This window comes from Bacteroidota bacterium (assembly GCA_034439655.1).
In the GTDB taxonomy this organism is placed as follows: Bacteria; Bacteroidota; Bacteroidia; order UKL13-3; family UKL13-3; genus CANJUD01.
On record JAWXAU010000140.1, the window covers coordinates 1 to 13224 of the forward strand.

The 13224-nt window shown below is 37.8% G+C and carries 11 protein-coding genes, 1 tRNA gene and 1 pseudogene; 7 read left to right on the top strand and 6 right to left on the bottom strand.

Annotated features, from left to right (window positions below):
- Window positions 1–328 precede the first annotated feature (328 nt).
- Window positions 329–1315 carry a c-type cytochrome gene (locus SGJ10_09900; protein MDZ4758433.1) on the top strand — a complete coding sequence of 329 codons (987 nt, stop codon included), beginning with the start codon at window positions 329–331 and terminating at the stop codon, window positions 1313–1315.
- 213 nt (window positions 1316–1528) lie between these two features.
- Here SGJ10_09900 and SGJ10_09905 read toward each other — a convergent pair.
- Window positions 1529–1618, bottom strand: a pseudogene (locus SGJ10_09905) (DUF1902 domain-containing protein).
- 76 nt (window positions 1619–1694) lie between these two features.
- Complete coding sequence (locus tag SGJ10_09910) at window positions 1695–3728, bottom strand: S9 family peptidase (GenBank protein MDZ4758434.1); 2034 nt, start codon at window positions 3726–3728, stop codon at window positions 1695–1697.
- A gap of 103 nt (window positions 3729–3831) precedes the next feature.
- Here SGJ10_09910 and SGJ10_09915 point away from each other — a divergent pair, with 103 nt between their 5' ends.
- Window positions 3832–4617 (top strand): SDR family oxidoreductase, encoded by a 786-nt coding sequence (locus tag SGJ10_09915; GenBank protein MDZ4758435.1) that lies wholly within the window; start codon window positions 3832–3834, stop codon window positions 4615–4617.
- A 260-nt stretch (window positions 4618–4877) separates the two neighbouring features.
- On the opposite strand, the gene SGJ10_09920 is transcribed toward SGJ10_09915, so the two are convergent.
- Genes SGJ10_09920 through SGJ10_09930 form a run of 3 tightly spaced genes read right to left on the bottom strand, consistent with a single transcriptional unit; the run spans window position 4878 to window position 6609 of the window.
- Window positions 4878–5495, bottom strand: coding sequence for a hypothetical protein (locus SGJ10_09920; GenBank protein MDZ4758436.1), 618 nt, complete (start codon window positions 5493–5495; stop codon window positions 4878–4880).
- A gap of 5 nt (window positions 5496–5500) precedes the next feature.
- Complete coding sequence (locus SGJ10_09925) at window positions 5501–5803, bottom strand: antibiotic biosynthesis monooxygenase (GenBank protein MDZ4758437.1); 303 nt, start codon at window positions 5801–5803, stop codon at window positions 5501–5503.
- 47 nt (window positions 5804–5850) lie between these two features.
- The gene (locus SGJ10_09930) at window positions 5851–6609 is read right to left on the bottom strand and encodes an SAM-dependent chlorinase/fluorinase (GenBank protein ID MDZ4758438.1); all 759 of its coding nucleotides are present in this window, start codon (window positions 6607–6609) and stop codon (window positions 5851–5853) included.
- A gap of 77 nt (window positions 6610–6686) precedes the next feature.
- Between SGJ10_09930 and SGJ10_09935 the strand changes: the two genes are divergently transcribed.
- From SGJ10_09935 to SGJ10_09945, 3 genes are all read left to right on the top strand, one after another.
- Window positions 6687–7643, top strand: coding sequence for a PhoH family protein (locus tag SGJ10_09935; protein MDZ4758439.1), 957 nt, complete (start codon window positions 6687–6689; stop codon window positions 7641–7643).
- On the top strand, window positions 7644–8423 hold the full coding sequence (locus SGJ10_09940; protein MDZ4758440.1) for a class I SAM-dependent methyltransferase: 780 nt from the start codon (window positions 7644–7646) through the stop codon (window positions 8421–8423).
- A gap of 70 nt (window positions 8424–8493) precedes the next feature.
- Window positions 8494–9327 carry an MBL fold metallo-hydrolase gene (locus tag SGJ10_09945; GenBank protein MDZ4758441.1) on the top strand — a complete coding sequence of 278 codons (834 nt, stop codon included), beginning with the start codon at window positions 8494–8496 and terminating at the stop codon, window positions 9325–9327.
- Here SGJ10_09945 and ftsH read toward each other — a convergent pair.
- A complete protein-coding gene (gene ftsH, locus SGJ10_09950) occupies window positions 9322–11379 on the bottom strand; it encodes an ATP-dependent zinc metalloprotease FtsH (GenBank protein ID MDZ4758442.1) in 2058 nt (685 codons plus the stop codon). The two genes, SGJ10_09945 and ftsH, sit on opposite strands and share 6 nt — an antisense overlap.
- A 172-nt stretch (window positions 11380–11551) precedes the next feature.
- Between ftsH and SGJ10_09955 the strand changes: the two genes are divergently transcribed.
- A tRNA-Ile gene (locus tag SGJ10_09955) sits at window positions 11552–11625 on the top strand.
- 779 nt (window positions 11626–12404) lie between these two features.
- Window positions 12405–13130: a DUF1415 domain-containing protein gene (locus SGJ10_09960; protein ID MDZ4758443.1), complete on the top strand. Its 726-nt coding sequence runs from the start codon at window positions 12405–12407 to the stop codon at window positions 13128–13130.
- Window positions 13131–13224: the final 94 nt, after the last annotated feature.

Sequence of the window (13224 nt, forward strand, 5' to 3'; positions counted from 1 at the left end):
AATCAACCCTTTATCTTTAATTACAAAGCCTATAAATAAGGTAATAATATTATGACCAATTAGAACTAATGGGCTTAATAATAGAAGAGTAATATCATCAAAACCTTTGCTAGTTGCAAGTAAAAGAACACTTAAAAAAATTAAGTAAATATCAAATGTTTAACAAATTTAGGTCTTGGTTTCATCTAGGCAAATATAGCCTTTAATATCATTCCATTCAGGTTCTTCAGCTACTTCAAAAAAAACCATGACGCTTAAATGACAATATTTAAATCATATCCATTACATTTGCCAAATCTTTAATTTAAATTAACCAAAAACTAAAATCATGAAAAAAATTATTCTTAGAATTGTTGCAGTATTAGGCGTTATAATCATTGGATTGGTCGTCTTTATTTTTGCATCGTGGGACAAAAAATTTGATGCCCCATTTCCTGATATTAAAGCCAGTAAAGACTCTGCAGTAATTGCACGAGGTCGCTATTTAGCTTTTGGTCCTGCCCATTGTGGAACCTGCCATGTGCCCATGGAAAAATATAAGGATGTAGAAAATGGCGAACAAATACCATTGAGCGGCGGCTGGGAGTTGTCTATTCCCCCGGGAACTTTTAGAGCACCTAATCTCACACCCGATATGGAAACTGGGATAGGCAAATTTAGTGATGGCGAGATTGCCCGTGCTTTGCGTCACTCGGTTAAACATGATGGTAGTATTATGTTTCCATTTATGCCTTTTCAAGATATAAGCGATGATGACCTCACCGCAATAGTTTCGTTTTTGAAATCGCAGCCCGCTGTGAAAAATGAATTGAAAAAAAGTGAACTTACGTTTTTAGGGAAAGCAATAATGGCTTTTGGAGGAATAACACCCACGCCCCCAATGGGTACACCACCTAAATCGGTAGTAATAGATACGAGCAAAGAATACGGTTCATACCTAGCCAACAGTGTGGCTAACTGCGTAGGATGCCATACTGAGCGAGATTTAAAGACAGGTAAATTTACAGGCCGTCCATTTGCGGGTGGTTTGCGTTTACCTCCAGATCCATACTCTGAAGGTTATTCATTTATGACCCCAAATATTACACCTGATAAAGAAACGAGTATTATGGCAGCTTGGGACGAACAGGGTTTTGTTGATAGGTTCAAAACGGGAGGACGCATTCGCAAAGGATCGCCCATGCCTTGGGGTGCTTTTTCCAGAATGAACGAAATGGATATAAGAGCTATATATCGTTATATCCATACAGTAGATGCAGTTAATAATAAAATATCGAAGGTTGTTTTTGCACCTGGAGAGAAATTCCCTGACTAGTAATACGAATTCTTAAACTAAAAGTCCAAAGACTATTATAGCTTTTAGAATGGTGACGCCGAACTACAGCCCGAAAGCCCCGCTTAATCCCGATAATTATCGGGATTAAGCGGGGGGGTAGTCTCTTTCTTTTGGACTATTATATATTGAGTTTCGGTATAATTTCTTCGCCAAATCATTTGCAATCTCAATAGTTTCAGCAAATGTTCTTCATTGTGCTACCAAGCCTTGAATGCTATCGCAAGTTGCTAGATAATATCCTTCAGGTAGTTTTTCTATATGCAAGTTGATTATTTTTTCCATCTGCTATTTTAATTTAAATGTTATAAATTTAATAGATTTAGATCCTGAAAAAGTTTGAAAGATGAAAGTGGAAATCCTATTCCCCCTTCAACCACTTGCCCAACCACTCAAAATATACTCGTTGCCATAATATACTATTTTGTGGTTTACTTACCCAATGGTTCTCATCGGGGAAGTAAAGGAAACGACTAGGTATATTGCGGCTTTGGGCTGCAGTAAATGCTTCCATTCCTTGGCCAATGGGTACACGAAAATCTTTTTCATTATGTATGATAAGAATAGGAGCATCCCAGTTTTTTACAAAGTTGTGTGGTGAAAACTTATTATAGTTTTGTGGATTGTCCCAGTACGAACCTTTTTGGTCGTTTTTGGCAAAGAACATTTCCTCCGTAGTGCCATACCAACTTTCCATATTGAACATACCGCAATGCGATATAAAACATTTGAAACGTTTGTTATGATGACCTGCCAACCAATAAGCACTATAACCACCAAAGCTTGCACCTACGCATCCGAGGCGGTCTTTATCTACATATTTCTCTTTACTTAAAGTATCAATTGCTGAGAGATAATCATTCATACATTGGCCACCATAATCACCAATTATTTGGTCGTTCCATTCTTTGCCAAAGCCTTGCAGTCCGCGGCGATTGGGTGCTACTATAATATATCCATTAGATGCCATAATCTGGAAATTCCAACGGTAACTAAAAAACTGCGATAAGGGGCTTTGGGGGCCGCCTTGGCAGTATAATAATGTAGGATATTTTTTTGCTTTGTCAAAATCGGGAGGATATATAACCCAGGTTAATATATTTTTCCCATCGGTGGCTTTTACCCATCGTTTTTCTATTTTGCCCAATTTTTGTTTGCCCCATAACTCATCGTTTACATGCGATACACGGGCTTCTTCGCCTTTGTCGATAGTAATAGTATATAACTCCGTGGGCATACTCATACTTTGTTTACTACCCACTAATGTTTTTTCATCTTGCCATTCTACGCTTAAATAATCGTGATCGCCCTTGGTGATTTGTTTAATTTTTTTCTTTTTGAATTCGTAACTATATATTTGTTTGGTGCCTTCAGTAATAGCTATAAAATATATATGTTGTCCATTAGGGGCTATGCAAAAATTATCTACGCTTCTATCTAATGTTGCTGTGATTTCATATTTATCTTTCTTATCAAAATCGTAGCACATCAAGCGGTTCTTGTCGCTCTCGTAACCTGGAGTTTCCATGCTCAACCAAAATAGTTTTTTACCATCGCTGCTGTATTGTGGGTCTTGGTCGTAGCCTGTCATACCATCGGTAAGGTTACTCGTAACTTTGGTATCCATATCGAAACGGAAAAGATCGCTATTGGTGGAGTGGGCATACTCAGTTCCTGAATTTTTTTTGCAGGTATATATAATATTTTTCCCATCGGGACTCCAACATATTTGCTCCTCGCCACCCATGGGCTGCACAGGGCTTTCGAAGCGTTGGTCTTTCATAATATCATAAGGAGTTCCCGTAATGAGTCCACTATCATACTTCACATAAAATACATGACTATAGCTTTCATCTTCCCAGTGATCCCAATGTCGGTAGGCGAGGGCATCAATAATTTTTGCTTTCACATTGGGCAGGTCGGGGTATTGTTCGTTAATTGTTTGGTCGAGTTTAACCTCCATTATTAGCATCAAATGTTTTCCATCGGGCGAATAGCTAAAGCCATTCACATCGTCTTCGTAATTGGTTACTTGGCGTCTATTGCTGCCGTCAGTTTTCATTTCCCATACTTGAGCCTTGCCGCTTTTGCTCGATATAAAACCAATACGCTTGCCATCGGGCGTGTATTTGGCCGAACTCACATTATAAGTAGAATCTGCCATTACCTTAGGTGTAGATGTGGCACTAAAACCAATTTTATATAAAGTATTTGCACCCTTATTCAGCTTCACATCATAGCGTTTTACTGCATAAAGCAGCATTTTTTTATCGGGCGAAAGGCGAGGCTCGTTCACACGACCAAGTTTCCAAAGAGTTTCGGGTGTTATCATATTTTGTGCGTTCGTGAATTGATAGCAAAAACAAAAGAAAAAAACAATACGGGAAAGTTTCATAAAGTGCGTAAAATTGTGGGGTCAAAAATAAACCCAAATTGAGCAATTAACAATTTTCAATATATATTGTTAAATATGTGATAAAGAGGAATGAAGCAATATGATAACAATTGATTTAACAAATAAGAACGCTGTGGTATGTGGTTCCACACAAGGAATTGGCCTTGCGACTGCTCAGCAAATGGCGATGGCAGGAGCAACGGTCACTTTGGTAGCCCGCAACAAAGAAAAGTTGGAAGAAGCCCTACAAACCTTGGATACCAAAGTAGGTCAAGTACACAATTATATAGTTGCTGATTTTGCCCAACCTGTTTTTTTGCAAGAGAAAATAGAAGAATGGGCCGAGACACATGCCTGCCACATACTTGTAAACAATACAGGAGGACCCGCAGCGGGCAAAGCCATAGATGCCGAACCTATGGATTATGTGAATGCTTTTAAACAGCATTTATTGTGTAATCAAATATTGGTGCAAGCCCTCTCGAAAGCTATGAAAGAACATGGCTATGGTCGTATTATAAATATAATAAGTACTTCAGTTAAACAGCCATTGAAAGGATTGGGTGTATCGAATACAATCCGTGGTGCAGTAGCCAGTTGGGCAAAAACTTTAGCGATGGAATTAGGCCCATTTGGAATTACGGTAAATAATGTATTACCCGGTGCAACAAGTACCGAAAGATTGGAAACTATTATACAAAATAAATCGAAAAATAGTGGTGCAGATATAGATAAAGTAACACAAGAAATGCTCGCTGAAATTCCTGCAGGACGATTTGGAAATCCTACTGAGATTGCGAATGCAGTTACTTTTTTAGCAAGCCCGTTAGCTGCTTACATCAATGGAATTAATGTGCCTGTGGACGGGGGTAGGACGGGGTGTTTGTAATATATTATAAAGTAGTTAGCCAGCCGCGGCGGGAATTATAAAGTAGCTGACGCCAGATTATTGCGTGATTTTTTAGAATGGAAGCTGCCTGCGTTCACCCTCCTGTAGGTATTTTTCCGAGGGCTATCGGGATTAACGAATGCTGGAAAGGGACTGTCTATTATTCACATACAAAGATAGCCGCTTCAGAGACTCTCTTTTCGTTATACCCCACAAGTTGTGCACTAAGGTCGAACACTTGTGGGAACAATGTATAGTTTCTATCTAATTCTCAACCAAAGTTCCAGTTCATTTTTAGACCTATCAACCGCTAGCCAAGTATTTATTTTGTCAATATCTCGTTTATCGTAAGCAGATAAATATTGAATATGAATTTGCTCCCCTTTTTTTAAGTCAGGTATAATTGTACTGAAACCATTCTCTTGAGCTAGCGTAATTGGATGAGAAATATCGATATTCGCTGCAAGTCTTATTGGTAGCCAATCGTCGGCTGTTGCTCTATTGTGCATCATATCCCCATCTTCGGTTCCGATATGCAAAGTCCAATCATTATTATATATTTCTATTGCATCTAAATGTTCTCCATTGGCAGAATCTAATTCTACATTTGTATCTCCTTTTTCAAAGAAACAATAGGTCTCAATAATCTCAGTAAGTTCATTAGTTTTTTCAATTCTCCAAATCCATGCACTTGAGTCGGCAACGGTTACTTCATGATTAAGCTTAAATTCGATTATTTCGATTTGATGTGCTCCAGTTTTTAAAATTTCCGATTTACCATTTTTATAAATCGTGCTTTCAATCTGTACAATATCACTAACGCCTGATTGTAAACCGCAATGCACTATACCCAATGGTGTTTTAAAGGTTTTTTCCAATATTTTCAATATAGTACTTCCTCCATTTTCTCCAAACTAAAAGCTTTGGGTTTATCAGCAAATAATACTTTGGTTTTGTCCCAAGTCGTTTTAAAAAGTTCTGAATTTCTATACACATTTAAGCAATCTTCATTATCCCAAATGCTATAAGTATATAATATATTTTTTTTTGTCGCATCTCTATGCAATTCCAAATGATTACAACCTTCAAAATTGCGTATAAAACTTTTCGAACGGTTAAATACTTCTTCTATAAAGTAATCAACTTCAGTATGTTTAAAGGTCATCTGCACGATTCTAACTATCATATATTTATTTGCGGCTTTATTGATGTCAGTCTTAGCGTATTCGAAGACTAAAACTCTATAATAACTTTCATACCCAATTCCATACCCAATAATCCAGATGCATTTTGTTTGTTGAGTGCTATTTCCATATAATCGGAACTATTGAAGAATATTACCAGTTCTGTTTCGGGGCGGTCGTTATAATGTGTTTGCAAGGTATTATGGGTATCGTGTTTGCGGAGGTAAAGTGTGAATTTTCTGACACCAATATTCTTATCGAAATAGGCTTTGCTTATATTGGTATGCAGATTCCCAAACCCATCTACATGCATTACATGGCCTGTGAGCATATTGCCCGCTAGGGAAGGCATATCATATTTCTCGTTTAGGTTTATATAATCTTTGGTGGCCTTTGCAAAATCATCGGGGTGATTTCCAGCACTAAGCTTCTGTGCAAATTCGGCAGCCAGATTTATATAATTAAATGGAGATTCTTTAGTATTGCAAACCCATACATTTTCTATATTATCAAGCATTGAAATAAATCCATTATTGCTACTTATAATATATTGTTCATTTGCAAGGGCTATTAATATTTGTTTATCCTTTTGGTCACTATTTATATAATTGATATGGATACTGCCTTTGGGAAACTTAGAAAAAGAAATATTGAGTAAATAGGCTCCAGGAGCCAATTCGAAGTTTTTAACTTGATTGCATAATTCAATAATTTGCAAATCGTTAGCCCGCGAAAGCAAAGCTGCCTTGGCCCATGCACTATACACAGATTCGTTTTGCCAGTCGCTTAACAAAGAAATGATTTGCACTTGGAAAGATTTATAATTACTTTTGGGGCAAAATTAACCCAATAACACTCACCATATATTAAAACATTTACCACAAATTGAACGAAATTGAAATCATGCTCGATGAGGTGAACCCCTCCGACTTTCTTGGTGTGAACAACGCCAACCTTAAAATTATTCAAGCCGCATTTCCCAAAGCCAAAATTTTTAGCCGTGGCAACCAACTAAAAATTGTGGGCGACGACAACGAAATTTTGGACGTAAAAGAAAAGATAGCTCACCTCATTTCTCATTTGCTAAAAAAAGGTTCGCTCACCGAAACCCATGTTGCTGATTTGCTAAACCACAAACCTGATGCTGACCCCAGTCCCAATGCCAATACCGATAAGGATGTGTTGGTATTTGGCCCCAATGGCAAGGTGATAAAAGCCCGTACGCCCAACCAACTTAAAATGGTGGAAGCCATGGAGCACAATGATATATTGTTTGCTATTGGCCCCGCAGGTACTGGCAAAACTTATACTGCTGTGGCTATTGCGGTAAAGGCACTCAAAAACAAAGAAATAAAACGTATCATATTAGCTCGTCCCGCTGTGGAAGCAGGGGAGAGCCTAGGCTTTTTGCCAGGTGATATGAAGGAGAAAATAGATCCCTACCTGCGTCCTTTATATGATGCATTGGATGATATGATTCCTGCCGAAAAATTAAAACAATATATAGAAAGTCGTGTCATTGAAATCGCACCCATGGCTTTTATGCGTGGCCGCACTTTGGATAATGCTTTTGTAATACTTGATGAGGCCCAAAACGCAACCGAGCTTCAGTTAAAAATGTTCCTTACCCGCATGGGACCTCATGCCAAGTTTATCATCACCGGCGACATCACGCAGATAGATTTGCCTAGACAACACCAATCAGGTTTACCAAGTGGTATAAATAGATTGAAAGATATTAATGGAATAAAAATTATTACACTTACCATGGAAGATGTGGTGCGACATCGATTGGTAAGAGAAATAATAAAAGCATATAGTAATACCGACGACCGTAAATAATTGTCAAGAATTAGTTCATTTGCCCACCATTTTATCACTGCCAAAAAAAGAGGGCACGGAGTACATTCGCCCTTTGTATACGATTTGGCTACCAAGGTAATTGGTGATAAGCGGAACCATGAGGCTTATCTTTTGCCCGAAGATTATTATAATGAAACTCGTAATAATTCTCAAAATATATCACATATAGAATTGGGTGCTGGGCAGCAAATAAACAAGAAAATTAAAATATCAGATATCGCATCACGCTCTGCAATCACACCCAAGTGGGGTAGGTTGCTTCATCGATTGGTGAAATTTTCTCATCCAACTATGGCAGTAGAATTGGGCACTTCACTAGGTATTGGCTCCTTATATATTTCAACTGCACTCTATGGTGATGCAAAGCTTTTTACTTATGAAGGAAGTCCCCAAATTGCAGCGTTTGCCGAGAAAAATTTTGAACGGCTTGATCAAGAGGATACCATTACTATATTTAAAGGGAATATCGATGATACATTTCCGCAAACAGAAGGTTTAATTGATAGAATAGATTTCGCATTTATTGATGCGAATCATAAGTTTACACCTACTATCAAATACTTTAGTTGGTTGGCTCAGAAATCGCACAATGATACAATGATAGTTTTGGATGATATACACTGGAGTAGCGAAATGGAGCAAGCTTGGCTCGAAGTTCAGCATTTGCCCGGTGTAACAATTACTATAGATTTATATCGTTTTGGCTTGGTGTTTTTCAAAAAGGATCAAGCTAGAGAGCATTTTAAGTTATGGGTATAAACCAATGTCAGTCTGTCTGCCGCGGCGGACAGACTGACAACACGTAAATTGCCCAATAATATATAACATAATGAAACTACATACCATACATACAGGATTTTTCAAACTCGACGGAGGAGCCATGTTTGGCATCGTACCCAAAACCATTTGGCAAAAACTAAACCCACCTAACGAAAACAATATGTGTACCTGGGCCATGCGTTGTTTGCTTATTGAAGATGAAAATAAACTCATTTTAATTGACAACGGAATAGGAAATAAGCAAAGCGAAAAATTCTTCAGTTATTACCACTTGAGTGGTGACTTTTCTTTGAAAAAATCGCTTTCAGATTTGGGTTTTTCCACTGCAGATATCACAGATAATTTTTTGTCGCACTTGCATTTCGACCATGCGGGTGGTGGTATTGAGTGGAATGATGATCGAACAGGATATCAAACCACTTTCAAAAATGCAACTTACTGGACGTCTAAAAAACATTGGGCAAATGCATTGGATTCAAACCCCAGAGAGAAGGCATCTTTCCTAAAAGAAAACTTGTTGCCTATGGAAGAATCAGGTCAGTTAAAGTTTGTGGATGATGGGCATGATTTGCCTTTTGAAATATTCCATTCCGATGGGCATACACATGGAATGATGGTAGCCATGATCCCTTGTAAAGATACAAAAGTTTGCTTCGTGGCCGATTTATTTCCTTCCATGCATCATATTCCTGTAAATTATAATATGGGCTATGATATAGAGCCACTATCTATTATGAAGGAGAAGAAAGCGTTTTTAGACATGGCCACATCAAACAATTGGGTGCTGTTTTTTGAACACGACCCTCTGAATGAATGCTGCACTGTGGAGCTAACAGAGCGAGGTTATAAGCCGAAAGAAATTTTTAAACTATCAGAATTATAAAGGAGGATTTTCCTCTTCTTTCTTTTCTTCTTCTGCTTTAGGGATAGGAGGTAGGGCTTCCAATTCGGGCTGTATAGCACCATTTACAAATTCATCATAAGAAGTTTTTTGATGGAAGGGGCGTTTGCCTAATATCTCTTCCAAATCATATTGGAAAATAACCTCTCTTTTCAAAAGTTCATTTGCTACTTTCTCGAGTGAATCACGCTTCTCGTTCAATAAATTCTTGGTACGTTGGTATGCTGCAGAAATCATTTCACGAACTTGTTCATCAATAATCTCAGCAGTTTTTTCACTATATGGTTTGGTAAATCCGTATTCGTTATTCGGGTCGTAGAAGTTCACATTACCTACTGCATTGTTCATTCCGTACATGGTTACCATGGCATAACAAGTTTTGGTAACACGTTCCAAATCGTTTGATGCACCAGTTGAAATTCTGCCAAAAACTATATCTTCAGCTACTCGACCACCTAAGGTCATACATATAGTATCGGTAAGTTGTTCGGTAGTATATAAATATTGTTCCTTGGGTAAGTACTGGGCATAACCTAATGCAGCTACACCTCGAGGCACAATTGATACTTTTACTACAGGGTCGGCATGTTCCAAGAACCAACCACTAATAGCATGTCCAGCTTCGTGATAGGCGATAATTCGTTTCTCTTCGGGCGATATAATTTTATTTTTCTTTTCAAGCCCACCAATTACACGGTCGATGGCATCATGAAAATCTTGCATTTCAACACACTCTTTATTATTACGGGCAGCTATCAAAGCCGCTTCGTTACAAACGTTTGCTATATCAGCACCAGCAAAACCAGGGGTTTGTGCTGATAATCTTTTTGGGTCAATATCATCTCCCAATTTCAAAGGTTTCAAATGCACCTTGAATATATGCTCACGACCATTCAAATCGGGGCCATCAATTGATATCTGCCTATCGAACCTACCTGGACGCATCAATGCCGAATCTAAAATATCGGGACGGTTGGTAGCCGCTAGTATAATAACTCCCGAGTCGGTACCGAAACCATCCATTTCTGTAAGAAGTTGGTTTAGGGTATTTTCACGTTCATCGTTTCCTCCTTGCACCATTGAGCGGCCACGGGCACGGCCAATAGCATCTATTTCATCAATAAATATAATACAAGGTGCTTTCTCTTTTGCTTGGCGGAATAAATCCCTCACACGCGATGCACCCACACCTACAAACATCTCCACAAAATCGGAACCGGAGAGTGAGAAGAAAGGTACATTGGCTTCACCTGCAACGGCTTTCGCCATCAAGGTTTTGCCAGTGCCCGGAGGGCCAACAAGCAAAGCACCTTTGGGAATTTTGCCGCCGAGCTTGGTATATTTAGTTGGATTTTTAAGGAAGTCAACAATCTCCATTACTTCTACTTTTGCTTCCTCCAAACCTGCCACATCGGCAAAGGTTACATTTACTTTGGTATCCTTGTCGAACAAGGTAGCTTTCGATTTGCCAATATTAAATAATTGGCCTCCGCCTCCGCCTCCGCCGCCCACTCTACGCATAATAAATATCCAGGCACCAATAAATAGTGCCCCATATATTAAATATAAAAATAGGGAGGAGTCTGATTCTTCAATACGTTTGGGTTCAATCTTTTCATTTTCTTGGTAGCCATATTCTTCCTGTGCTTTGCCAAGGTCGGTTAAAAACTTTTCGGGATTTATAAGATCCATATAATACTGCGGACCTGTAGATTCTTGTTCTTTTAAATCATTATAACGACTTTCTTTTAAACGCTCTTGTTTAATATATATTTTTGCAACGTCTTTGGTTTTTACAACTTCTATTTTTTCAATATCATGGTTTTTGAGCATCTTGTTTTTAATGTCGTACCAAGTAACCGATTCTACACTACGCTTTGGGAAAAGGTATATAGCCGCAAATGCTGCTATCAGAATTATATAGAACCAATAGAAATTAATTTGAGGTAAATTATTCTTTTTCTTTTTCTTAAACGGATTGTTCGGATCGGCTTGTGGATTCGGGTTCGACGGTTTTTTTTCTTCTTCGGCCATGTAGTTATTTTTTTGCTTGTGAGGTCAATAGATATGCCACAAAGGTAATGACAAACTACTGTGACATTATTGCCGCTCTAATAAAAAAATAATAGTTTTTTTTTGACAGATTTGTTAGCAGCCCCATGTCTTCCTATATTTGCACCCGAATTCTAGTAAACTAGTGTTCGTGGGGCCTATAGCTCATTCGGTTAGAGCAACTGACTCATAATCAGTAGGTGCTTGGTTCGATTCCAAGTGGGCCCACCTTTAAAGTAAGAGTTGCCAAATGGCAACTCTTTTTTTATGTTTGTGGTTTATACCGAATCTCAATATATAATAGTCCCAAAAAGGGGGACTAGACATATTGTAGTTCGGCAGTACCATTCTAAAAACTAATCCGCCACAGGTGGAGAACTATTAAAGTTTAAGAATGGGTCTAAAATGCCCGACCAAATCCAATAAAAATATATTCTGGTAAGGCAATCCCCATTCTAAAAACTTTCTTTCCACCGGGATTTTGCTTTCTAAATGCGAGCGACAGAGAAGGCTCAAAACCTTTGTTATATTTATCATAATAGGTGCCGATTGCTACTTCAAAATGTAAGTTCTCCCTGCGTGTAAAAAATCCAATTTGTGGAATAAAGTACATATAATCGCCATCCCACCCAGATGTTTATCCTAAACCGCTGCGAACGAAGGTTGGAATTTTTGTTTTGAAAAGTCTTTCATAATACAATGTTGCGGATATGTTCAACTCAAAATAGCCAATCGAGCCATATACTGAGTTTGCCTTAAACTCTTTTTTTTTTCAATGAATCGGAAGGAATTTCTACAGTGCATATTTTTAAAGAACCTAAGAAAACTATATATAGAAAATACTTTTTCATACTATTTCGTGTTTTAATTTACAAAGGTGGGAAGATCACAAATCCTGTTAGTTTTTTCTTTAGTACTGCTATTTTCATAGGTATTTGCATTTATATATGGTAAGACAATCAAGTAAATGCTCTATTTATGATATCACAAACTAAATGTATAGAATTTTGAAAATCCATTTTTATTTTAAAATATTTCAAAAGTCAAATCCATCAAAGAATGATATATTAAATTCCAGCCTTAATTTTGACTGCTTAGAAATCCCCTCATTGTTGGTGTTTCGCCACCAACCAGAAGAGACATTTAAACAACAAAAAAGAACCAATATAAAAACTATATATACTACAATGCTTGAAGAAGAAGTTGTAATAGCACAAACCAAAAAATGGATAACCGATGTAGTAATCGGGATGAATTTTTGCCCCTTTGCGGCTAAGGAAGTAAAACAAAATACTATAAGATATTATATAGAAAATAGTGCTGATATTGCTATTTGTGTAGCGTCGTTTTTAAATGAGTGTAGCAAACTAGTTGCAGATGAACATATAGAAACTACGTTAATTATTTTCCCAAATGCTTTTGCTCAGTTCGATGCTTATTTGGAACTGGTTTCATTGGCCGAAGAATTAATTGTGGAGCAAGATTATGAAGGTGTGTATCAAGTAGCAAGTTTCCATCCTGACTATTGTTTTGCAGATTCTGTATTTGATGATGCGGCAAATTATACCAACCGTTCGCCTTACCCAATGCTGCATGTACTGCGAGAAGAATCAATAGAGCAGGCTCTTGCGAATTATCCCAATCCTGATAGCATTCCTGAACGGAATATCAATTTTGCCCGAGAAAAGGGGAGTGCTTATATGAAAATGTTGAGGGATGCTTGCTTGAAATAATTATAAATCCTACAAACACAAATTGCTGCTTTTTTCCAACATTAAGTCCATATTTAATACTTAATGATGGCTTTTTACAACATTTATTGGTTTT